At 49.1% G+C, this 23611-nt stretch carries 23 protein-coding genes; 11 read left to right on the forward strand and 12 right to left on the reverse strand.

The genetic code is table 11. The features are described from left to right. The first annotated feature begins 17 nt into the window (after nt 1–17). The 3 genes from GWC95_RS11730 to GWC95_RS11740 all read left to right on the forward strand — a co-directional run bounded on the left by GWC95_RS11730 (nt 18) and on the right by GWC95_RS11740 (nt 3344). Entirely contained in the window at nt 18–779 is a 762-nt protein-coding gene (locus tag GWC95_RS11730; RefSeq protein WP_161818918.1) for a hypothetical protein, read from the forward strand. A gap of 142 nt (nt 780–921) precedes the next feature. Further along, nucleotides 922–2454, forward strand: a complete 1533-nt coding sequence (locus GWC95_RS11735; protein WP_161818919.1) for an OmpP1/FadL family transporter — start codon at nt 922–924, stop codon at nt 2452–2454. A gap of 161 nt (nt 2455–2615) precedes the next feature. Beyond that, nucleotides 2616–3344, forward strand: a complete 729-nt coding sequence (locus GWC95_RS11740; RefSeq protein WP_161818920.1) for an FkbM family methyltransferase — start codon at nt 2616–2618, stop codon at nt 3342–3344. A 142-nt stretch (nt 3345–3486) separates the two neighbouring features. Here the strand turns inward: GWC95_RS11740 and GWC95_RS11745 are convergent, their stop codons facing one another. Continuing rightward, entirely contained in the window at nt 3487–5550 is a 2064-nt protein-coding gene (locus GWC95_RS11745) for a M16 family metallopeptidase (RefSeq protein WP_161818921.1), read from the reverse strand. Nucleotides 5551–5593: 43 nt separating this feature from the next. Further along, nucleotides 5594–6919: a M16 family metallopeptidase gene (locus GWC95_RS11750; protein WP_161818922.1), complete on the reverse strand. Its 1326-nt coding sequence runs from the start codon at nt 6917–6919 to the stop codon at nt 5594–5596. A gap of 141 nt (nt 6920–7060) precedes the next feature. Between GWC95_RS11750 and GWC95_RS11755 the strand changes: the two genes are divergently transcribed. Continuing rightward, complete coding sequence (locus tag GWC95_RS11755) at nt 7061–7258, forward strand: hypothetical protein (RefSeq protein WP_161818923.1); 198 nt, start codon at nt 7061–7063, stop codon at nt 7256–7258. A gap of 6 nt (nt 7259–7264) precedes the next feature. Here GWC95_RS11755 and miaA read toward each other — a convergent pair whose 3' ends face one another. From miaA to GWC95_RS11785, 6 genes are all read right to left on the reverse strand, one after another. Beyond that, the gene (miaA, locus tag GWC95_RS11760; protein ID WP_161818924.1) at nt 7265–8155 is read right to left on the reverse strand and encodes a tRNA (adenosine(37)-N6)-dimethylallyltransferase MiaA; all 891 of its coding nucleotides are present in this window, start codon (nt 8153–8155) and stop codon (nt 7265–7267) included. Between the two features lie 65 nt (nt 8156–8220). Next, nucleotides 8221–8784: an IS1096 element passenger TnpR family protein gene (locus tag GWC95_RS11765; protein ID WP_161818925.1), complete on the reverse strand. Its 564-nt coding sequence runs from the start codon at nt 8782–8784 to the stop codon at nt 8221–8223. Nucleotides 8785–8933: 149 nt separating this feature from the next. Further along, nucleotides 8934–10352, reverse strand: coding sequence for a CCA tRNA nucleotidyltransferase (locus tag GWC95_RS11770; protein WP_161818926.1), 1419 nt, complete (start codon nt 10350–10352; stop codon nt 8934–8936). 63 nt (nt 10353–10415) lie between these two features. Next, a complete protein-coding gene (locus GWC95_RS11775) occupies nt 10416–11414 on the reverse strand; it encodes a glycosyltransferase family 9 protein (RefSeq protein ID WP_161818927.1) in 999 nt (332 codons plus the stop codon). Between the two features lie 184 nt (nt 11415–11598). Then, nucleotides 11599–11814: a hypothetical protein gene (locus GWC95_RS11780; RefSeq protein WP_161818928.1), complete on the reverse strand. Its 216-nt coding sequence runs from the start codon at nt 11812–11814 to the stop codon at nt 11599–11601. 157 nt (nt 11815–11971) lie between these two features. Continuing rightward, the gene (locus tag GWC95_RS11785) at nt 11972–12544 is read right to left on the reverse strand and encodes an L-threonylcarbamoyladenylate synthase (protein ID WP_161818929.1); all 573 of its coding nucleotides are present in this window, start codon (nt 12542–12544) and stop codon (nt 11972–11974) included. A gap of 228 nt (nt 12545–12772) precedes the next feature. On the opposite strand from GWC95_RS11785, the gene GWC95_RS11790 reads away from it, so the two are divergent. The 6 genes from GWC95_RS11790 (at nt 12773) to GWC95_RS11815 (ending at nt 17706) form a co-directional block, all read left to right on the forward strand. Next, nucleotides 12773–13585, forward strand: a complete 813-nt coding sequence (locus GWC95_RS11790; protein WP_161818930.1) for a 2,3,4,5-tetrahydropyridine-2,6-dicarboxylate N-succinyltransferase — start codon at nt 12773–12775, stop codon at nt 13583–13585. Between the two features lie 110 nt (nt 13586–13695). Continuing rightward, entirely contained in the window at nt 13696–14595 is a 900-nt protein-coding gene (locus GWC95_RS11795; RefSeq protein WP_161818931.1) for a DMT family transporter, read from the forward strand. 135 nt (nt 14596–14730) lie between these two features. Then, the gene (locus GWC95_RS11800) at nt 14731–15522 is read left to right on the forward strand and encodes a LiaF transmembrane domain-containing protein (RefSeq protein ID WP_161818932.1); all 792 of its coding nucleotides are present in this window, start codon (nt 14731–14733) and stop codon (nt 15520–15522) included. Nucleotides 15523–15563: 41 nt separating this feature from the next. Continuing rightward, on the forward strand, nt 15564–15923 hold the full coding sequence (locus GWC95_RS11805; protein ID WP_161818933.1) for a DUF4288 domain-containing protein: 360 nt from the start codon (nt 15564–15566) through the stop codon (nt 15921–15923). Between the two features lie 5 nt (nt 15924–15928). After that, nucleotides 15929–16972 carry a sensor histidine kinase gene (locus GWC95_RS11810; RefSeq protein ID WP_161818934.1) on the forward strand — a complete coding sequence of 348 codons (1044 nt, stop codon included), beginning with the start codon at nt 15929–15931 and terminating at the stop codon, nt 16970–16972. Beyond that, nucleotides 16969–17706, forward strand: a complete 738-nt coding sequence (locus GWC95_RS11815; protein ID WP_161818935.1) for a LytR/AlgR family response regulator transcription factor — start codon at nt 16969–16971, stop codon at nt 17704–17706. The genes GWC95_RS11810 and GWC95_RS11815 overlap by 4 nt, the downstream gene beginning before the upstream one ends. A gap of 98 nt (nt 17707–17804) precedes the next feature. On the opposite strand, the gene GWC95_RS11820 is transcribed toward GWC95_RS11815, so the two are convergent. Together GWC95_RS11820 and GWC95_RS11825 are read right to left on the reverse strand one after the other, a co-directional pair. Next, nucleotides 17805–18200 (reverse strand): response regulator transcription factor, encoded by a 396-nt coding sequence (locus GWC95_RS11820; RefSeq protein WP_161818936.1) that lies wholly within the window; start codon nt 18198–18200, stop codon nt 17805–17807. Between the two features lie 495 nt (nt 18201–18695). Further along, a complete protein-coding gene (locus tag GWC95_RS11825; protein ID WP_161818937.1) occupies nt 18696–19322 on the reverse strand; it encodes a response regulator in 627 nt (208 codons plus the stop codon). A gap of 525 nt (nt 19323–19847) precedes the next feature. On the opposite strand from GWC95_RS11825, the gene GWC95_RS11830 reads away from it, so the two are divergent. Continuing rightward, a complete protein-coding gene (locus GWC95_RS11830) occupies nt 19848–20927 on the forward strand; it encodes a glycosyltransferase family 4 protein (RefSeq protein ID WP_161818938.1) in 1080 nt (359 codons plus the stop codon). Here GWC95_RS11830 and GWC95_RS11835 read toward each other — a convergent pair. After that, a complete protein-coding gene (locus tag GWC95_RS11835) occupies nt 20892–21989 on the reverse strand; it encodes a glycosyltransferase family 4 protein (RefSeq protein ID WP_161818939.1) in 1098 nt (365 codons plus the stop codon). The genes GWC95_RS11830 and GWC95_RS11835 overlap by 36 nt on opposite strands. Before the next feature lie 121 nt (nt 21990–22110). Next, complete coding sequence (locus GWC95_RS11840; protein ID WP_161818940.1) at nt 22111–23595, reverse strand: hypothetical protein; 1485 nt, start codon at nt 23593–23595, stop codon at nt 22111–22113. Nucleotides 23596–23611: the final 16 nt, after the last annotated feature.

The raw sequence follows: 23611 nt of genomic DNA on the forward strand, positions 1-23611 counted from the left end.
TTTTCAATCCTGACGTTATGAAACACGCCCTACTCTTATCCGCCCTAAGCATTGTTTTACTCAGCAGTTGCACCACAGCATTTAAGGCAGGGCAAACGCCGGATGATGTGTATTATTCGCCGGGCGTAGACAGGCCGGCAAAAGAAGAAAGGGTTAGCCTTAGCCGTAACCAGGAAGCAGAAGAATACTTCACTTACCTCGACGACCGCTACCTGCGTATGAAAGTGGCCAACCGCTACCGCTGGGGCGCGCTCGACAATTTCGATTACTGGAACGACAGCCGTTACGATTTCAATTCTTACAATTCATACAGTTATTACAACGCCACCAATCCTTACGCCTGGAACCATGGCTGGAACCTGGGGCTTGGATATGGTTACAGGTCGTGGAACCCTTATTACAACAACTGGGGCTGGAACAGTCCGTTTTACACCGTTGTTGCGTACAGCACCCCATCCTTTGGAACCACATCGGGAAGCAATATTTCTGCGTACAGGAACAAATCTTACAACAACTCCAATTACGGTTACAAGGATCCCAAAACCGGGGCATTCATTCCTTCCGGCAACAACAATGGTTTTGGCAGCCTGCTGAAGAAAGTGTTCACTACGGGCACAGACAATACGCAGAGCTACGACAGGCCGGTGAGAACTTACCAGCCCTCTACCACTACCCCGTCAACACCACCGGCTACCAGCAGCAGCGCAGGCGGCAGCAGTGGCGGGTACGGAAGCACCGGTTCGAGCAGCAGCTCTGGCCGTGGCGGAAGAGGCAATTGATCCGGATACATGCACATGAGGCAGCTGTTTGAGCTGCAGGCCCCGGGTATTCGCTCCAGGGCCGGGAAACCAATGCAACCATTAATCAAAAAGCTCGCGACTGCCGCTCAAAGCCCGCAGCCCAGGCACCAAAACGCAAACGATGAAAACATATCTATCCTCCATACTCCTGCTTATTTGTTTCACTGCTGCAGCCCAAACACCCGATGAAGCATTGCGAACGGCGTGGTTCACACAGAACGGCAGCGCAAGAAACATGGCAACCGGGGGTGTGATGGGTTCTTTGGGTGGAGACATCACCGCCAACCACGTCAACCCTGCAGGACTCGGTCTTTTTAAAACACGCGAATTTGTGCTCACCCCGGGCTTCGCGCTGAACAACAACAAACTCAACTACCGCGGTACCGATACGGCGGGCAAGAAAAATGCTTTTAATTACGGAACGTCGGGTATCGTATTCGGCGCAGCCGGAAGGCCAAGGTCGAAATGGACCAGCAGCGCCTTTGCCATTTCTGTGAACCAGGTTGCCAATTACAACAACCGGATCCAGTTCAAAGGACTGAACAATGTAAGTTCGTTTTCAGAACAATACCTCGAAGAGCTGATCAGGGACAGGGCCGATACCAATGCAGCATTGAGCAATTATATTTTCGGTTCCTCACTCGCTTTCAGAACCTATCTTATCGATACGGAAACGGATGCGGGTGGCAACGTGATCGGGTTCCAGAGCCTTGTGCCGATATCCACCGGCGTAATCCAGCGTTACGATGCCACAACACGCGGCGGCTACAACGAAGTGGCGCTGGGCCTGGCAGGCAATATGGAAGACAAGCTTTATGTTGGCGGGAGCCTTACCATACCCATCATCAAATACCAGCGCGACCTGGTGTACAGCGAAACGGATGCGACCAACAACCCTTCCAACGATTTCCAGTTTTTTGAATACAAGGAAACCTTTACTTCAAAGGGAATTGGTGTGGGTGCGAAACTTGGGGTGATCTACAAACCGCAGGAGTTCTGGCGCATTGGTTTTGCGTTTCATACGCCACAGCTCATGACTTTTACCGACAGGATCCGTTCGTCAATGACCACCAATACCGAGGGCTATGCGCCTCCTGCAAGAACAGAGAGCAGCGATAACCTGAACAGCGGCAATGCCGGCGAAAGAAAATACGACCTCACTACGCCATGGAGGGCGATCGCCAGTGCGAGTTATGTTTTTCGTGAAATTGTTGATACGCGCAGGCAACGGGCCTTCATCAGCGCGGACCTCGAATACGTGAACTATCGCGGCGCACGTTTCTCCGCCGTTGACAATAACAACACCAACCTCGTGAATTATTATTCGCAGGTGAACGAAGCGATCAAGGATACTTACAAAGGCAACATCAATTTCCGCATCGGTGGCGAATTGAAATTACACACGATCATGTTCCGCCTGGGTGGCGCCTATTACGGAAGCCCTTATAAGGATGATGCCATCGACGCCAGCAGGCTCGTGGCATCGGGTGGCGTAGGTTACCGCGATCATGGCATCTTCATCGACCTCACTTACGCACACACATTTATGAAAGACGCCGAATTCGCGTACCGCCTCAACGACAAGCCCAACACCTTTGCCGAACAAATGGGTAGCCGGGGAAATGTTGTATTGACGTTAGGGTTTAAGTTTTAAGCTTACAAGGGTTGCTACTGATAATGGTTAAAGCGGAAAAAGGACATTGAAACTTTTGCCGCTTTAACCTTTTGTTTTTTAGAGACGTTTAAAACTCTTTTAATCTTCCCCCCTCATCTCCAAACCCCGCAACACCTATCTTTGGCACCAAACGATCCAACATGAAGTGGTTAGAAAAATACAAACTACAGCTCAGGGCCAACAAATACAAGAACAAGGACGATATCGGAGGGATCAGGTACCTGTATACAGCCATCAAACCCGGGCAAACGGTACTGGACATTGGTGCGCACAAAGGTGGTTATCTCTATATCATGCTCGGGCTGATCGGCAAGAGTGGAAAGCTGGTTGCGTTTGAACCGCAGTCGCTTTTGTTCAGCTACATCAGCAGGATGAAACGTTTGCTTAACTGGGACAATGTTACGGTTGAACACATTGCATTGTCTGATACCGAAACGGAGACCACCTTGTTCATTCCCACCAACAACGTAAGCAGGAAATCGGCGCCGGGCGCTACCATCCTGAAATACGAGCGCGATGATATCGGCTTTACGGAGAATGTATCAACCGTTTCGCTCGATCATTACTGCGCAAAACACAACATAGCACCCGATTTTCTAAAGATAGATGTGGAGGGTAACGAGATCAATATTTTCAAAGGCGGAATGAATACGCTGCAGCAATACAAACCCCGCATTATCGTGGAGATCGATGCGGCTTACATCGGCGAAGCAAAAATGATGGAGACGATCAACTTGCTCAAAAGCCTTGGCTACCGTGTTTCCTTTATCAATAACAACGAACGCCTGCCTTTCGAGGCCTTCGACCTCAACACGCACCAGAACAGGCAAAGCGGGAATTTTTATTGTAACAATTTTATTTTTGAGTAGGGATGGGCGTTGAAGGCTCTAATTAAAATTGCCACAGATTTAACGGATTAACACAGAAGCCGTTTTTCATTTGAAACATCGAAAGCTTCTGTGTTAATCCGTGAAATCTGTGGCAAAAATTCTTTTGGAATCTCTATAAAACCTATTTCAGATCATCCAACTTCAACCCCGAATTCACCTTCACATCTGTGACCTCGAATTCGATCTTAAGTTGTCCAACTTCCATGGTTTGTTTTACAGGAAACTGAACACCGTTCACTGTTTTGAATGCAGTGGTGGTGATGGATTGTGCAACTTTACCTGCAGGGCCCGCATCCTGTGTGCGCACTTCTTTTACACGGAGGCCGCTGGCCACATCGTAAAACAGGTTGTAGGTCCTGTCTTTTGATGCCCTTACCTCTACATTGTACGCATCTTTGCCATCCACACTCTCAATTCCTTTTACGGTGTATTTGTATAATTTGTTACCGAGTAAATAGTTCTCGAGGAACAATGCAGCAGATTCGTTCATCTCTTCCTTATCATCTTCTTCCACTTTCTGCTCGGTGCCTTGCTGCGAAACTGCGTAGACATCTCCTTTTACCACTTCTTTCTGGATCACCTGGCCGCCCATGCCGAGGGCCTTGTAATAGCCAGACGGTACAATGTATTTCGTGGTGTAATCCAGTTTTTGTCCCATAACACTTGCGTTACCGGTGAGCAACACATCTTTGATCCCTTTTGTTGCTTCGCCGCCTTGTGCGGCAATGCTTTTCTGGAAGATGCTTTCAGCCGTTACACCAGCCGCCATTTTCTTTTCCGAAGGGGCCGCTTTCTCGTTTCCGTATACGTCGTAGTATTTTACTTCGCCGTATTTTTCAAGTCCTTTTGAGATCTCTTTTGCATTTCCTACGATAATGATGTGCACATTACCCGGATGAACATATTTGGATGCCATGGCCTGGACCGTTGCATTGTCAACGCTTGAAAGATTACGCAGGTAGTTCTGGTAATAATCTTTCGGCAGGTTGTACCGCGCCACATTCAGTGCAAAATTGGCAATGGTGGCGGGGCTTTCCAGTGAACGGGCAAAGCTTCCGCTCATTTCATTTTTTACGCGGCTCACATCATCTGCACCCACCTGTTCTGCGCGAATGCGGTTCAGTTCAACAAGGAACTGGCCTATGGCGCTGTCGGTTTTTTCATTGCGTACAGAGGCGCTCGCGGTAAAGTTGCCCACCAGCCTGTCTGAACGCAGGTTTGAGTAAGCGCCATAAGTAAACCCGTGTTTCTCGCGCAGGTTCTTATACAATCTTCCGGAAGAGCCGTTGCCGAGCAGGCTGTTCATTACCGAAGAAGGGATCACATCAGGCGCGCCCGGTTTCATCTGAACAGGCGCCACTATGTTGATCACACTCTGAACAGAACTTGGCCTGTCTACGATAGCGATGTATGTTTTTGCAGGCGGTGCGGGAACAGCGTAGTTCTCTTTGGGAACAACGCCCCTGGCCCATGTGCCGAATGCGCTGGTGGCCAGTTTCCTTGCTTCTTCAACGGTGATGTCGCCAACAAAGATCAGGTAAGCGATGTTGGGTTTCCAGTAGGTGTTGTAGTATTTCTTTACATCATCCAGTGTAACATTCTTCACGGTTTCTTCTGTTTCCACTTCTCCGTAAGGATGGTCCTTCCCGTATACCAACCGGCTCACTACATTTGAAGCGATCGCGTTGGCATCTTCTTTGGCTTGCGCGAGGCCCGACAATTCCTGTTTACGGATCTTCTCGAGTTCGTCTGCGGGGAACGAAGGATGCAGGACGATGTCAGACATCAGTGCAAACATTTTCGGGAAGTTGTTTTTCAGCGCAAACGCGTTTACGCTGGAGGCAGACGTGCTGATGGATCCACCGAGGTAATCGATCTCCTCATCCAGCGTTGCCTTGTTCATCTTCACCGTTCCGCGGCGGAAAAGTTCGCCGAAAAGGGTTGTCATTCCAGCCTTGTTTCCTTCCACCAGCGCTTCCCTGTCGATGGTAAGCGTTGCCGATACCCTTGGCAGTTTGCTGTTTTGTACCACAAATACTTTTAACCCGTTCGGCAACACAAACGATGCCGGCTCGCCTACTTTGATCACCGGCGCGGGACCCGGTTTGGGCGCGGTTGAACGGTCTACCTGCGCCATCAATGCTGCAGGTATCGCTATCGATAAGAAAAGAAATATTTTTTTCATGGTCATGCTTTTAGAATAATTAGATCGTACTGTATGTGTGCAATTATTTTTTTGAACCTTTTGCTACATAATACAGTGTTACACGGTTGTCTTTGTTCAGGTATTTTTTTGCCACTTTCAGCACATCTTCGCGTGTTACTTTGTTGTACCGGTCGATCTCTGTGTTGATGAGGTTCGCATCGCCGAAATACACCTGGTAATTGGCCAGTGTTTCTGCGATACCTGCCATCGAGGAATTTTTGTTCACAAAGTCTGTGGTGATCTGGTTCTTTACTTTTGTAAATTCTTTTTCGCCCACCAGGTTTTCCTTTACGCCATCTATCACTACCTGTATTTCCTTTTCAAGGTCTTCCGGTTTCACGTTCATATTGGCAATACCGAAAGTGATGAACAGTCCGGCATCTTCCAGCGCGTAGTTGAATGCGCCTGCCTGCACGGCAAGCTGTTTCTGGTCAACGATGGCCTTGTTCAGGCGCGATGAGTTACCGCCGGATAAGATCGTCTGCAGCACGTTGAACGCATAATATTCTTCGCTGCCCTGTTTTGGCGAGCGGTAGGCCTGTATTACCGCAGGCAACTGGATGTTGTCTTCGATCACATCCCTTACTTCACCACCCAATGCGGCCTCGGTAAACGACGGGCGCGGGATCGGTTTTGTTCCTGCCGGGATGGAGCCGAAATAATCCTGGATCTTTTTCTTTACTTCGGGAATATCGATATCGCCCGCAAGACTCAACACGCAGTTGTTCGGAACATAGAATGTTTTGTAGAAGTCAACAAAGTCGCTCAGTTTGGCCCTGCTCAGGTGTTCGAGGCTGCCGATCGGCTGCCATTTGTAAGGGTGTTCCTTGTAAGCGCGTTTAAAGATCTCGCCGATGATGGTGCCATAAGGCTGGTTATCGATGCGCTGGCGCTTTTCTTCCTTTACCACCTCTTTTTGTGTGTTCACGCCCACATCTTCAATTTTCGCGTGCAGCATTCTTTCGCTTTCGAGCCACAGACCCAGTGCGTACTGGTTGCTCGGGAAGAGTTCGAAATAATAGGTTCTGTCCTGCGAGGTATTTGCATTGTTGTACCCTCCCGCGTTGGAAGTGTACTTATCGAAATCGCCGCGTTTCACGTTATCGCTTCCTTCGAACATCAGGTGTTCGAAAAAGTGCGCAAAACCGGTACGCGCCGTGTCTTCGTTTTTCGACCCCACATGATACAGGGCAGATACGGCCACAACCGGGGCCGATTTATCCTGGTGCAGGATCACCGTCAATCCGTTGGGCAACGTGTACTTCTCAAAAACAATCTTGGGCGCCTGGGCCAGCAACCCACCGCTGAACAATGACGCTGCCAGCGTCACCGAAATCCATTTTTTCATATCCAAATTTTAGATATGCAATATATGGTTTAGCCGCGAGCCCTGCGCCCCCGCACATGTAGTTTTTTAGCTACTATTCTGCTAAATTCTATCCTCAACAACAAAAAGAATCGCCTATCTTTAGATCAAACCCCATCATTTATGAAATACGGCCTGTATTTTATTATTTTGGTAATGGCCAACGTTGGCAGGGCAGCAGCCAGGAAATACCTGGATCCCGAAGGCACATTTACGGGTTCTTTGGTAGAGATGTGTTTTACAGTCATTGCGCTGACGGCATTTTTTTCCATCCTCGGGAGATTCAAAAAAAAGGTTCCCGGTCACAATCCGCAAAACTGAGCAGGGTTACCGTTTTTCAGCCACCAATGCAATATTCGCGGGGTCAGGCGACATCCATTCCATTTCCGGATCTTTCCTGAACCAGGTCATCTGGCGTTTTGCGTACTGTCTTGTATTGGTCTTGATGTTGGCGATGGCGGTTTCCAGGTCCGTTTTTCCATCCAGGTGTTCAAACAGTTCGCGGTATCCAACAGTCTGCAGGGCATTGTGAGAGCGGTATGGGAGAAGTGAACGTACTTCTTCGAGCAGGCCGTCCTTCATCATCTGGTCAACCCGCAGGTTGATGCGCCCGTGCAGTATTTCTTTAGGCAGCTCCAGCCCTATCTTGATGATCCTGAATGGCCGCTCCGTTCTTTTTGCCGTCCGGAACGCGAGTATCGATTGTCCCGTGGCGTACAAAACTTCCAGTGCACGCATCAGCCTTTGCGGGTTTTGCTGCTCGGCCACCTGCCAGAAACCGAGGTCTTTTTGCTGGAGTTCTTTCTGGAGCCAGATCAATCCTTTTTGTGCATAGCCGCCCGTAACCTTTGCCCTCACTTCATCCGGCACAACGGGCATCGGGTCTATGCCTTCACAGAACGCTTTGATGTAAAGACCGGTACCGCCTACCATTACGGCAACTTTGTGTTCGCGAAAGATCGCATCGGCTGCCGACAGTGCATATTTTTCAAAACTGCCCGCGTTCAGGTCTTCCGTAACAGCATGCGAAGCGATGAAATGATGTTTTACCGCTGCCAGTTCTTCTTCCGAAGGGCGGGCCACGCCGATCTTCATTTCCTTGTAACACTGGCGCGAATCTGCCGAGATGATCTCGGTTCCAAAATGCCTGGCGAGAGAAATGGCGAAATCGGTTTTGCCTACGGCGGTAGGGCCGGCTATGATGAAGACAATATTCATTTCAATTTGGAATTAGGAATTAGGAGTTAGGAATTATTAATTACTAATTCCTAATTACTAATTAATTAGAAATCTTCTTCGCTGTGGGTTTCAGCGGCGCCATCATCTGTATCTGCATCGCCATCTTCGCCCTCGGTACCAAATCCGTCGGCGGCTTCTGCGAGGTCGTATTTTTCTTCGATGTCGGCGAACTTATCGCCCAGCAGGCTCTTGGTTCCGTATTGCTGCGGGCCGATGCCTTCTGTTCTTGATACGGAAGGATAGGTTGTTTTGCTGCTTTCTTCCTTGCTTACATTGATCAGTTCAACGAGGAACACCCAATGCTTCTCAAAATCGTATTCGTAAACAAATTTCTGGTTGGTATCGCGTATTTCGGAGCCAATGGTAACCTCGTGCATGAGCAGGGGTTCTACCACGTATGGTTTATCGTATTTTTCAAAGCTGATCTCGCGGCCCCGCTGCCAGTGGTCGTTGCTGCGGAAAAAAGTAGCCTTGTGCTTCGAATCAAATTCGTACGATTTGAGGATCGCAAAATGCAGGTCCTGGAAGTTCTGCGTATGCCTGATCACAATATCCCTGTACACAGCATCGTCTTCGTCTAAATAGATCCGGAATTTTAATATAGCCATTCTGGTGTGGTTTGGAGTTTGGGTTTGCGCCTGTGTTTTCCGGGCTGCCAACCTATGTCTTTATATGGAATCTACAAATTTACAACTTGTATGCAATCCCTGCCCCTTGTTTTCTTATCCCCGCATCCGGTTCCTCGTTTCCTGGAGGCCTACTTCACCGCTTTCAGGTTCAGCTCTGCCGCTTTCCCGAGCATGTATGCATACGCCGCATCAAAATCATTGCTGATGATGCCATCGAGTATCGCTTCGCGGATGGCATCTTTGATGATGCCAACGGGCCTGCCGGGTGTAAGCCCGAACTTCTCCATGATCAGTTCCCCGGTGATGGGCGGCTGCCAGTTGCGGATCTGGTCCTTCTCTTCCACCTCCTGCAACCGCCTGCGCACCAGCTCAAAATTCTGAAGATAGCGTTTTACCTTGTTCGGGTTTTTGCTGGTGATGTCTGCCTCGCAAAGCATCATCAGGTTGTCGATGTCCTCCCCCGCGTCAAACAACAAACGGCGCAGGGCGCTGTCGGTGATGTTTTCCTTGGTAAGCCCGATCGGCCGCAGGTGTAGGAGCACCAATTTCTGTACCAGTTTCATTTTTTCATTCAACGGTAATTTGAGCCTTGTAAAGATCTTCGGTACCATGCGCGCGCCTACTACTTCATGGCCGTGGAAGGTCCAGCCATGCCCTTCTTCAAATTTTTTTGTGGCCGGTTTTGCGATATCATGCAGCACGGCCGCCCATCGGAGCCAGAGGTCGCCAGTTTTTTCCGAAATGTTATCAAGCACCTGCAGGGTATGGTAAAAATTATCCTTGTGGCCCTTGCCGTCTACATATTCCGCGCCGTAGAGATCCGCCATCTGCGGGAAGATGATGTGCAGCAACCTGCTCCTGAAAAGAAGGTCCCAGCCTACAGACGGTTTTTTGCTGAGCATGATCTTGTTCAACTCATCCGTGATCCGTTCCTGCGATACGATCCTGATGCGGTCCGCATTGTCGGTGATCGCCTGGAACGTTTCCGGGGCGATCGTGAAATGAAGCTGTGCGGCAAAGCGGATCGCACGCATCATGCGCAGGGGATCGTCGCTGAAGGTCTGCAGGGGCGGAAGCGGCGTCTGGATGATCTTCTTTTCAATATCACCCATGCCGTTAAAAGGATCTACGAGCGTGCCGAAGTCGTGTTTGTTAAGGCTCACCGCAAGTGCATTGATGGTAAAATCGCGGCGGTTCTGGTCGTCTTCAATCGTGCCGGGCTCCACTTCGGGTTTGCGGCTGTGCGAGCTGTAGCTTTCCTTGCGCGCGCCTACAAACTCCACTTCCAGCTCGTCCAGTTTTATCTGGGCCGTTCCAAAGGTTTTAAAATAGGCCACCACCGGTTTGGGTTTGAACGATGCGGCCACTGCGTGGGCAAGCTCTATGCCATCGCCCATGCATACGATATCGGCGTCTTTGGTGGGGCGGCCAATGATCTTGTCGCGCACAAACCCACCGATCAGGTAACAGGGCACAGCCAATTTCTCTGCGGCCGCAGCTATTTTTTTGAAGATCGCGAGTTCTTTATCTGTAAAAACTATCTGCATCGCGGCAAAGGTAATGAATCGGGGGGCGAAGTTTGCGTAAGCCAGCGGGTGCTTAAGACCGGATCACCGATCGAGCACCTGCAACAACTGCTCGTTCCTGATCCATCCCGCACAATGAAAATGACCGAGCGGGCATTCTTTTCTTCCATGCAAACCGCAGGGCCTGCAGCTTAGCTTTTGTTCAATTTCTATGATATGGCTGTTGTCTGACAAAGGGCCGAACCCAAAAGCAGGAATGGTTGAACAATACACGGCGGCCACATTCGCATTCACAGCAGAGGCAAAATGCATGGGCGCGGAATCGTTCACGTAGTTCATGACGGCATCTTTCTGCAATGCGGCAGACTCAAGAAAACCCAGGCGGCCGGCGAGGTTGGTAACGGAAGCATTGCCCGAGCCGGAACCGATCTTACTGCAAAGCGATGCATCACCCGGCGCACCCAGCAGGTATACATGCAGGCTGGGGGGAAGGGACCGTATAAAAGTTGCCCATTGTTCCGCAGGGAACTGCTTTGTGAACCAAACCGATGCCGGTGCAATACAGATATACGGTTTGCCTTTCCATTGCGCCACTGCATCAAAATTTTCTTTTGAAGGATAGAGCCTCGGCTTCGCGGCTTTTTCATCGGTGAGCGAAGCGATCAGGGCGTGGTTGCGCTCCGTTTCATGCAATATCTTCCCGTGCTCGGTTATCTCATGGCGGATGGCATCGGTAAATAAAAAACTGAATGGGTTTTTATCGAAACCAATGGTATGTTTCGCTTTGGAGAGCGCAGTAACGAGGCCTGTTGCGGCAAAGCGCTGCACGTTGATCACAAGATCGTACCGCGTTCGGCGGATCTTACCGATCAGCGAAAAGAGGTTTCTATATTTCGAACCTTTCTTGTCCCAAACCAATACCTCATTAACAAACGGATGATCGTGAAAAAGCGGTTCATTTCCTTTTCTCACCAGTATGTCGATCGCACCGGCGGGAAACTTCGCGTGCAGTTTTTCGAGTAACCCCGTTGCCAGCACAACATCTCCAATAAAGGCCGTCTGAATAACGAGGATCTTCTGCATGCCCGCGAAATTAGCAATTAAGAATTAGTAATGGGCAATTGATAGCGGCATCCAAAAAAAATGCCCCGTATAAATGATCCTATAAAAATATCCCTCGATATTATTTCAGGTCATCCAAGTACGGGGCAAAAAACTTACGAAGCGGATTTAATTATAAAAACCAATCACTATTATTCATCACCAATTATTCGTATTCCAGTTCATTGCTGAAATATTCCCAATCGAACAGTATAAAACTGTTTGAGATCTTTCGCAACGAATTGGCGATCTTCTTTTTTTGAAGAAGCGATTTCTTGTACCTTTTTTTGATCACTCCTTTTGCATCAATACCCAGGCTGATCACCGCCTGGATGAAAGGGTTCATTTTTTCGGTCGGTACGTTCACACTGATCTTGGCCATGGCTTGATTGTTAAGGTTAAATTGGTAAATTCTGGCGGCAATCACAAGCGTAAAACCCCAAGTATTGTGCCGTTGTCCGTTTTAACCTCGTAATCGGCTGTGTTTCAAAAAATTAACAGAAAATGCAAGTTACGCACCGGTTTATGCACAAAACAGGCTACGGACGTATGATGGTAAGTGTACCATTTTTTTCCCATTTGATAATGGATGAGGGCTTTTTGTACTCAGTATCGTCCTGCCGGTGGTTAACCACGTAGTCTACGCCATTGATGATTGCCGGTTCTATGTCTTTGAAACAGGCAGGCGACGGATACCCGCTGATGTTGGCGGATGTGCTTACGATCGGTTTGCGGAAGCGTTTGATCAGGTTGCGGCAAAAATCATCTTCGCAAATGCGGATGGCCACCGAACCATCTTCGGCCAGCAGGTTTTCTGCCAGTTCAACGGCGCCTTCGTAGATAACCGTTGTGGGCCGGCTAACGCCTTTGATGTAATCGAAAACCTGGAGCTCGGGTTGGGTAACGTATTTGAGTATGTCGCGCTCATCGGCCACCAGCACGATCATCGCTTTGGAATCGGAGCGTTGTTTGAGTTTGTAGATCTTGTCTACCGCCACCGGGTCCGTTGCATCGCATCCAATGCCCCAAACGGTATCTGTGGGGTAAAGGATCAGGCCACCGCTGTGCAGTTTTTCAAGACAGGCTTCGATATCGTTGTTGAAAGGGAGCAAGCGGTTTGTTTGTTTGTTTGTTGTTTAGGTTTTGTTGATCGTTGATATTTCCTGTTCTGTGAGCCAAAGATAATTGTTTTCAATTCACCTGTGCAAACGCCGGAAGATGCAGGCCCGGCCGCCGTAAAAAACCAGCCAGCCAAAAAAAAGGTATCCTGGCGAGCCCATAAATTAAGCGGCAAACCAAAACCCCGTTTCCTTACTTTTGCCAAAAACAAAACAAAGAAAATGTCATTACAAGCACAGATACAGGAAGCCTGGGCAAACAGGGAATTGTTGAAGGATTCAACCTATACAGACGCGGTTCGTGAAGTGATTGAAGCGGTAGACAAAGGCCGGTTGCGTGTTGCCGCTCCGTCGGAGACTGGCTGGGTGGTAAATGAGTGGGTTAAGCAGGCGATCTTGATGTATTTCGGTATCCAGCAAATGCAGACATGGGAGCTGCCGCCTTTCGAATTTTACGACAAGATGCTGTTGAAAAGCAATTACAAAGAACTGGGCGTACGCGCGGTACCCCATGCCGTGGCACGTTACGGTGCCTATATTTCGAGGAACGTGGTACTGATGCCGAGCTATGTAAACATTGGCGCATACGTTGACGAGGGAACGATGGTTGATACCTGGGCAACAGTAGGAAGCTGCGCACAGATCGGCAAACACGTTCACCTGAGCGGTGGCGTTGGCATAGGCGGTGTGTTGGAGCCTTTGCAGGCAAGCCCTGTGATCATAGAAGATGGCTGCTTTATCGGCAGCCGCTGCATCGTTGTAGAAGGTGTGGTTGTGGAGAAAGAAGCGGTGCTGGGCGCCAACGTGGTGCTCACCCAATCAACCAAGATCATAGACGTAAGCGGAAACGAACCCATCGAATACAAGGGCCGCGTTCCCGCGCGGAGCGTGGTAATACCGGGTAGTTATACCAAGAAATTCAACGCGGGCGAATACAGTGTAAGCTGTGCGCTCATCATAGGCCAACGCAAGGCCAGCACCGACCTGAAAACAAGTTTGAACGATGCGCTGCGCGACTTCAATGTAAGCGCGTAGGTGGCGAATAGCGAGTGGTGAATGGCGGGTTCTTTCGCGGGATTTGTAATTGTGTTGTTTCAATTTTTAATGGGGGGAGCCGCCATTCATCCCCTCCCCAACCCTTTCACATGGATAAAAAGATCACCCTGGCCGGATTCATCATCTCCCTGCTGGGCGCCATCCTTTTTTCTACCAAGGCCATTTTTGTAAAACTAGCTTTTACTACAACCGGGGTAGACCCGGTTACGCTGTTGTCGCTGCGCATGTTGTTCTCCTTACCGTTCTATGTTTTTGCGGCATGGCTCGTATCCCGGAAGCAGGATAAGATCGTTCTGACGCGGAGAGACTGGCTGCTGATCAGTGCGATGGGCATCCTCGGTTATTACCTGAGCAGTATTTTCGACTTCATCGGCCTCCAGTATATTTCTGCAGGGCTTGAGCGGTTGATCCTTTTCCTCTATCCCACTTTTGCCGTGCTCATCAACACGTTTTATTTCAAAGCAAAATTAACGCGGGTGCAGGTTGCGGCGCTTGTGCTCACCTATCTCGGTATCGGCATCGCCTATTTTGGCGAATTGAGAGTGGATACCTCTAACCCTGATTTCTTCTTCGGATCCTTTATGATCTTTTTGTGCGCCATCACCTACTCGTTCTACCTCGTAGGAACCGGCAGGCTGGTTCCCCGCGTGGGTGTAACGCGTTACACCGCCTACGCAATGCTGGCCGCTACGGCAGGTATCTTCATCAACTTCCTGGTTACGCACCCGGTTCAGAACATTCCATTTACAACCCCTTTGGTTGCGTACAGTATTGCATTGGCCATCGTGGCAACCGTACTGCCTTCCTTTTTAATGAGCAACGCGATGAAAAGGATCGGCAGCAACAACGTATCCATCATCACCAGCATCGGGCCCGTGTCTACCATCCTGCAGGCGCATTGGTTCCTGGGCGAGCAGATCATTCCCATTCAGATCTTCGGAACCATACTGGTTGTGGCGGGCGTGGTTTTGATCGGGTGGAAAAGATGAGGCAAAGCCCCACCGACCTTTTTCCCCCGCTTACCGAGCTTTTCCTATCAACAGCCTAAATCCGCTTGACCCGCGGGATGCGCGATGGTAGATTTGCTTCATCAAACAAACCATACAAATACACAATACAGCAAAATGGAAAACGAAAACAAAAAAACATTCAGGGCAGAGCGGCACGACAGGTTTTGGACGGGTCTTGCGCTCCTGGTGGTAGGCGCGGTTCTACTACTCGATAAAATGGGTGTGTATTTCCCGGACTGGTTATTCGACTGGCCCCCGATCCTGATACTCATTGGTATTGTAACGGGACTTAAATGCAGGTTCCAGAATTCTTCGTGGCTGATCATGGTGGGCATTGGCCTGGTGTTCATGATCGACAGGATCGGCGCCGGTTTGAACTTGAAAGAATACCTCTGGCCCATATTGATCATCGGCTTCGGTCTTATGTTCCTCATGCGCCCCAAAAAAAGATGGCGCCGCGAGAAAGGAAGATGGGACGGCGTGAGTTATGTAAACGTAAACCCCAATTTGCCACCCGCGTCAACCGCTGGCGATACCTACACCGCCGACAGCAGGTACAGCTCGGAAGCGGATGAAATAGAAAGTGTTTCTGTATTTGGCGGCGTGAAGAAAGTGGTGACATCGAAAAACTTCAAAGGCGGCGAGATCATTTGTTTTTTTGGCGGGGCCGAGTATAACCTGACGCAGGCAGACATTGCGGGGCCCATCACCATAGAGATCGTACAGGCATTTGGCGGCACCAAACTGATCGTTCCGCCGCATTGGGAGATCAGGTCTGAAGGCGTTGCCATATTTGGTGGCATCGAAGACAAACGCCCCGTGCAACCGGGGGGATTCGATCCCAACAAAATACTCATCCTGAAAGGCACCACGATCTTTGGTGGCATCGAGATCAAAAGCTATTGAACGGCTGGTCATCCAAATTCCTAATCCCAACTCACAACCCCATGGAATGGTACCTCGCAAAAATCGTCTACCGCATCGTTTGCGGATCCGGTGAGCATACCGCGCAGTTTGATGAACAATTGCGGTTGGTTTGTGCGGAAGATGAGCTGCATGCATTCAACAAAGCGCAACTGATTGGCCAGCGTGAGCAGGACAGCTTCCACAACTGCCAGGAACAACCCGTTCACTGGAAATTCATCAACGTTACCGAACTGCACAAGCTGGAAGAACTGACCGATGGCGCGGAAGTATATTCGAGGATCTACGAAGACGGCAACGGCGATAATTACCAGCATACCATACACGTAAAAGCAAGATATTTGTCTGAACGCTGTACCGAACAATTCATCCAGTCGCTCTAAACCCCATGATCGCTTCTGTAACTTCAGGCCAGAGATTCCGCATCACGTTTACCAGCTGGTGGCTGGTGTGGACGGGCATACAGATGATGGTGATCAGCAGTTACGGGGCCACATCGGCGCAAAGCATCACAGACAGTATCCTTTGCAACCTCCTGCTCGCTGCGTGTTGCCTGCTCATCACCAACAACATGAAATTTTACCTGCCGCAGAAAGAAAGGTATTGGTACGTGTTGCTGATGAGCGTGGTGTTGAGCAGCCTTTGGCTGTTCATCGTAAAACACCTGTTGCGGATGATCTTTGCGGGCGACGAAAACTACCTCCTGTTTCTGGACAGGTCCATTTACGTGCGGTTTGTGATCGGTTTCCTGATGACGGGGTGCATGGCCATCATGAGCCTCCTTTGGTTTACGCTGCAGGAGCAACAGGAGGCCAATAAAAGAAAAGAAGAGGCGGAACAGATGACGAAAGATGCGGAGCTTTTGAAACTAAGGCAGCAACTCCAGCCGCATTTCCTGTTCAACAGCCTGAACTCGATCAGTGCATTGGCGGGCAGCCAGCCGGAGAAAGCAAGACACATGATCCACCAGCTTTCGGATTTCCTGCGCGGCACATTGAAAAGGGATGAACAGCAATCCGTAACCCTTGAAGAAGAACTGCACCACCTCGAATTGTACCTTGATATAGAAAAAGTAAGGTTTGGTTCGCGCCTGCAAACCGATGTTCGTGTAGAAGACGAGGCACGGAAGATGCTGATACCGGCCCTTCTGCTGCAACCCATTGTAGAGAACGCGATCAAGTTTGGTTTGTATGATACGATCGGGGAAGTGATGATCACCCTGGAGGCAAAGAACCTAAACGGGCAGTTAGAGGTAACCATCACCAATCCTTACGACGAAGAAACCGCGGTGAGCACACAGGGAACGGGATTCGGGCTGGCATCTATACAAAGAAGGCTGTACCTGCTTTTTGCAAGGAACGATCTCCTGCAAACCTCGCGCAGCGAAACGGTTTTTACAACAACACTCCTGATCCCACAATACAAAATATGAAAGCAATAATCATTGATGATGAGATACTGGCAAGAAGCATGGTAAAAGAATACCTTGCTTCCCATCCCGACATTGACATAGCACAGGAATGCGGCGATGGTTTTGAAGGGATCAAAGCGATTCAGCAGCACCAGCCCGATCTCATTTTTCTTGACATCCAGATGCCCAAGATCAACGGTTTTGAAATGCTCGAACTGGTTGAGCAGCCGCCTGCAGTTATATTTACAACCGCCTTTGAAGAATATGCGATCAAAGCTTTTGAATCGCATGCCGTTGATTACCTGCTCAAACCGTTCAGCAAAGAACGGTTCGACAAGGCCTTGCAGAAATGGCGGACGCAAAACCAGCAGGAAAGAAAAACGGAAACAGAAAAGATACTCAACACAACCGGCATCAATCCTGCACAGCAAACAAGGGTTGTGGTAAAAGACAATGGCAAGATCAAGATCATACCCACTTCAAACATCCAGTACCTGGAAGCGGCAGACGATTATGTGAAGATCCATACAAGCGATGGCGTGTTCCTGAAAAACAAAACCATGGGGTATTTTGAAGAAACGCTGGATGAACAGAATTTCATCCGCATACACCGCTCCTACATCGTGAACGTTCAACTCATTACCCGCATCGATCCCTATGAAAAGGAGAGCCATCTCGCGGTGCTCAGCATCAACACAAAATTACCGGTAAGCAAATCGGGGTATGGCAAACTGAAACAGGTGCTGGGCATCTGACCTGGGTGGTTGTTGTGAAATAAAAAACCGGCAACAGGGCCGGTCTTTTTTATAAAGTTTAGCAGGGATCAGTAAGTGGTTTACTGATCGGTGTGTCCTCAGAATTGCAGCACATTCCGTTCCTGCACTTTTTCTACGATTGAGGGGATCATGAGAAAATCTCTCGACTTGTCAAGAAAATAATCAGCACCAAGCCGCATACATTCATCGCGGTAACCTGCGAAAGTATTGTTGGTAAGCATGATCACTACCGGTTTGATCATTTGTTTCACGTTGAGTTTGCGCAGCATCTCGATCCCACCCATGCCGGGCATGTTGATGTCGAGCACCATTACATCGGGCTGGTAACCGTCCATCAGCACCAATGCTTCTTCGGCACTGGTAGCGGATTCTGTGCGGCTAACCTGTTTCACCTCCGCTAATAACGATTGCAAACGTTGAAGGATCATCACTGTGTCATCTATCAACAAAACCTTGAGTCCGTTCGTATTCATTTGAATAAAATAAGGTAGACCGAAATTAACGGAGGGTAAAAAAATGATTTGTAGCCTATGCTACAAAGCTTGTGTAGTTTATAAACTACCCTCATTTATAGGTCATAAAAAACCTGGCAATTTATGGTTTGATTTTGCGCAAAACAGCGAGATCTCTTTAACAAAAATCGCTGAAAGCCGGTACTGCAACCGGTTTCATAGTGCACCTGCATCATTCGCCGGGGTATGAGGAGCAAAAAAAACTTCGCAACAAAAATGTTGCGAAGCCTTAATTTTCTGTAAATGGTTTTTCCAGGAAAATATGATCAAATTGTAATACTGGCCGGCAATAAAGAAGTCTGGAATCTCGATAGGATACCCCGGTTAAAGGGGAATGATAAGAAGGATTATTACTTATCATTGAATTGCGACGCAAAGAAACGGGCAGTGAAATTACAAACAAATAGTAAGATCACCTGTTCGTCGTAGTTATTAACCTACAAAACCGCCTGTTCCTCAGATGATGTTGTTCATGATCGCGTATTTTACCAGGTCCGCGTTGTTCTGCAGGTGCATTTTTTCCATGATCCTTGAACGGTAGGTGCTGATGGTATTCACGTTCAATGAAAGGATCTCCCCGATGGTTGAAATGCTTTTACCTGAAACGATCATTTTGAAAACTTCGAACTCCCTGTCAGACAACTGCTCATGCGGCGCCTGTGTATTGTTCTGTTCGATAGAGCCTGCCAGTACTTCGGCCACTTCGCTGGTGATGTATTTGCGGCCGCTGAGGATCTGCTGAACGGCTTTTACCAGTTCATACGGAGCACTTTCTTTGGTAAGGTAGCCGGAAGCGCCCGCTTTGAGTGAGCGCACGGCATATTGCTCAGGCGCGTGCATGCTGAGCATGAGAACCGGTGTTTGAGGGGCGTTCTCCTTGATCTGCTTTAATATTTCGATGCCTGAATAACCCGGCATGCTGATGTCTGAAATGATAATATCCCATTTTTCATGAACCGCTTTCTTTAAAAGATCCGCCGAATCCGAAACATCGTGAATATCCGCAAAAGGAAAAGACTCAACAAGTATCTTCCTTAACCCCTCTCTAATCAATGTATGATCATCTGCAATCAGTATTCTCATTATGGTCTGTCTTTTTAAAAGATTTTAATTCTACGTATAAAATGGACCTAAAAACCTGCACAAAGCTAATACTTTTAGACGAATGGGCATTGCGGCAGGCATACCTTACATAAATATCGCATATTCAAGGCCAAATGGAACATTTTTGGCCAAAAAAAAGAGGAACGATGAATCGCTCCTCTAATGGTTTCTGGATAGGAAATTGGATGATAAACTGAAAAAATCCGCCAAAACCTGTTCCAGTTACTATAAATACCAAAACAACGCAAATGTTTAGCAGCAGCTGTCACCGGCTCCTGCGGACCTTAACCATAGCAAGGTATTTCATTACGCTGTGAACCCTATTGTTTTAAACACCGTATTTCCCTGTGTAAAACACCGAAATTCCAACCGTAAATACACTTGCGCATTGAAGCCGGTGCCGGTGCTTAAAAACGCGGGGATTATTGCCGGGGATCGGTTTTTTCCAATTAATTTACCGCTGCAAACAGCGCCGCTGCCCCCGTTTGTGCCTTATATGCAATGATGAACTTCGAGAACCAAACCCTTGTGATCCTGTCGCCCGGCTTTCCCGCCAATGAAGCAGATTCTACCTGCCTGCCGGCGCAGCAGGCTTTCCTCAGGGCGCTGAACCGGGAGTTTCCGGGTGTTTCCGTGGTTGTGCTGGCCTTTCAATATCCTTTTTCGGAAACGGCATATACCTGGCATGGCAACCGCATCCTCCCGCTCAATGGCCGCAACAGGAACAAGCTTCACCGCTGGTTCTTGTGGTACAAGGCATGGGGGATCCTGAAAAATTTACACAAAAAGGAAAAGATAGCCGGTGTATTCAGTTTCTGGCTGGATGAGTGCGCGTTTGTGGGAGCTACTTTTTGTAAACGGAAAAACATCCCGCATTTTACCTGGCTCTTAGGCCAGGACGCCCGGCCCGGCAACCGTTACGTGAGGCTGCTGAAGCCTGCCGCTTCTTCACTTGTTGCGATGTCCGATCTTCTTGCAAGAACTTTTTATGAAAATTATGGAATACGGCCGGCGAACGTAATCCCCAATGGAATCGATCCATCGCTCTATCCAAACCCGGCAGCCAAAAGAGACATCGACGTGATCGGCGTGGGATCGTTGATCCCTTTGAAACAATTTGATGTTTTTATTGCGGTCGTAAAACAACTGCGATCGCATCTTCCCGGAATAAACGTCTTGATCTGCGGCAAAGGGCCGGAACACAAAAAGCTTGAACAACTCATCATTGACAACAGCCTGCAGCAAAACATCAGTCTCACTGGAGAAATAAAACACGAAGAGATCCTTTCTCTCTTACAACGCAGCAGGATCATGCTGCACACCTCCGCTTACGAAGGATTCAGCGGCGCTTGTCTCGAGGCCCTGTATGCCGGCGCACACGTGATCAGTTTTTTCAGTCCGCAGGATGCCTGGATCAGGCACTGGCACATTGCAGAGAACAGCGATGAAATGGCCGCCCTTGCGCTGGAGATCCTGCAGTCCGTGGAGATTGATCACAAGCCCGTGCTGCCCTATAAAATGAGCGATACGGCCAAAAGCATTATGCAATTATTCGCGGGCAAGCAGCTCACAGGCAGCCACTAATTTATCTGCTACAGCTGGTACGGAAAATTCTTTTGTAAAGAAGCGGCGTACCTGCGCTGAAAAAAAAGCGCGGTCGATCTGCGTTGAACGGATCAGTGCATCTGCGAGCCCATCCACATCTCCCGCGGGGAAATTGAGCCCGTGCGCACCGTCCCCCGTTACTTTCAACGAAGCAGGAATGGCTGACACAATAGGAATACAACCACATGCCATCGCTTCCAATATGGTTACGCTCCCCGCCTCGCGCAGGCTTGAAGAGATGCAAAAATCCGCGGCGCTGTACCATGTTTCCAGTTCGGCATTCGCAACAGCGCCGTGCAGGATGATCTGGTTGTTGTTTTTGCAGCTGCGTTCCAGCTCCTCCAGCAACTCCCCTGTTTGAAAGATCATGTGCAGTGTTGCATCGGTGTGGGCGCCTGCAAATTTTCCGAACGCCTCTATTACGGTGAGGGGGTCTTTCACTGCGTGCAGCCTGCCCACCCACAGGTAATGAATACCGTTCTCCATACCGGTTTCCTTTTTACAGGCTGTAACACCGCGTTTGCTGAAAACGGTAAGGGTTGGCGGCAGCTCGATGATCTTTTCCGGGCCACTGATGATCGCGGTGTTGATCCATTCCTTTGCATTGTCTTTTGAAGTGAAAAAGTATTTGCTGATGCACAGGTCTGCCAGCTTATACAAGATCCGTTTGGGAAACGCGGGCGGTTGCTCGGCATGGTGCCATGCTATGATCTTCGTTTTTCTCCGGAATATCATTTTCAGGCGGATCACCTGCAACGGAAAACTGAGCCCCTGCACGATCACCACCTGTGGTTTCGCTAACCGCAGATGCGCGATTGTTTCTTTGGGGATATGCCCGCGACTGTTGCGGCCGGTAAAAAACCGGAAGTTTCGTTTTTCAGTGATGATGGTGGTGGGACTTACGTGTTTGATCACTTCGATCTGGAGGCGGTTCTTCACAGCGTCTACGTAAAACAAGGATACCTGCTGTGCTTTCAGGAGCGCATCGGTATCGGCGTATTCAGTGTTTGTATGAAAGGTTATGTCGATGAGGTGTATCATCAGTGTTCGTTAAAAGTTTCGAGTGTGTTTCCAGGCATTCATTGTTGCCACCACAGATTTCACGGATTTACACAAAAATAAATCTGTGCAAATCCGTGAAATCTGTGGCAAGAACATCTTTTCATCGTCCCCCCAATTTCAAATCGATCTCCACAAGAAAAGACGGATCCAGCACAGGCGTAACTCCTTTATCAAATGCGTGCCTCACGCCAGTGCGCAGGCTTTGCCGGAGATCTTGTGGCGCGCTCCAGATGAGTGCAACGAGTTTTGCAACAGAAGCCGGGTCATTCTTTCGCAGCAGGCCTGCAGCAAGTCCCCACCCAAATCCTTCCACCAGTTCCTGCCGGTAACCAGGCGGCGCAACAGAAGGGATCGCGAACAACAGATCCCCCGCATTTTCGTATTTCTTTGCAAGGATCCACCCGGCTGCTTTATAGGCTGGTGTTGCTTTCGGCGCACCGAGCATATAATAAGCGCTTGCTGATCCGCATACAAACAACCATACCGCCAATACCAGTCTCACACGCGCAACCACAAATCCATGCATCATCAATACGATCATCAATGGAATAATATAACAGAGGTGACGGTAATACACATAATGCCGGTTCCCATATTCCCTCCCGTAAAAAGGCCCAACGGAATACAACCCCACAAAAACAAAAACGATCACCAGCGGCAGAACCTTTTCTTTTCCCTTCGCGGCCCTGACGTAAAACACAAACCCGCCCAACAGGAACAGGAAGACGATGCCGGAGATAAGCTTCCCCGGCAACAACAGCAACGATCCGGGTAACGAAGTAAACCACACCGTATACAGGTTTACCAAAGGCTGCGCATCGTTCAAAGAATACACTGCAACGTCACGTATCGCGAAAACAGTACTTTGCGGCCCGTCGAAATTCATCCTCACCAGAACATGAGGGAGTAAGGCAATTAAAAAAGAACCACAGAACAAGAGGATGGTTTGTACCTTTTTTCCATCGCCCGCCCTATCAAAAAGGAATACCGTTATTGCAGCAATGGGCAGCACCACGCTGTTGTAAGACAGAGAAACCGCAACGGCAGACGCTACCCCGCAAACCACCGGAAAATATTTTGTGTGTCTGTACTTTACAAATACCACGCAAAACAAAAAAGGGATGAACGACAAAATCGCATGCAACCCAAAATTGACCGTGCCCCAGGGTAACAGCACCGGCACAGCCAGAACCGACCACCAGGCGAACCACCATGCTGTTTCGTTGCCGAATAATTTTTGTGCAACACGCACCTGGATGAACCTGCCCGCCGCATCGCAAAGCAACGCGACAAGAGAAAAGGATGGTATAAATGACGACAAGGGTTTCAGGAGAATCGAAAAAACACCCAGGAACAAACCGGCACCCTCGTGCGGCGCATGCATGAGCTGGAAATAACTCCAGTGCCCGTTTTGCAGCATGGCGTCGATATCGAGCGACCACGCGAGCTGGTCGGGCGAAGCCAGCCAGGGCCGCGTAAAATAGCCGAAAGCCAGTCGCACAGCCGTTCCCGCCAACACGATCGCCCATACCTGACCGTTTCGCAAACGGGCAGTGGAGCGCATGTGTAGGGTTGGTGCAGGCATAGAAGCAGCCTTTTTT

It is taken from the genome of Sediminibacterium roseum, from assembly GCF_009939005.1.
GTDB classification, from domain to species: Bacteria; Bacteroidota; Bacteroidia; order Chitinophagales; family Chitinophagaceae; genus Sediminibacterium; species Sediminibacterium roseum.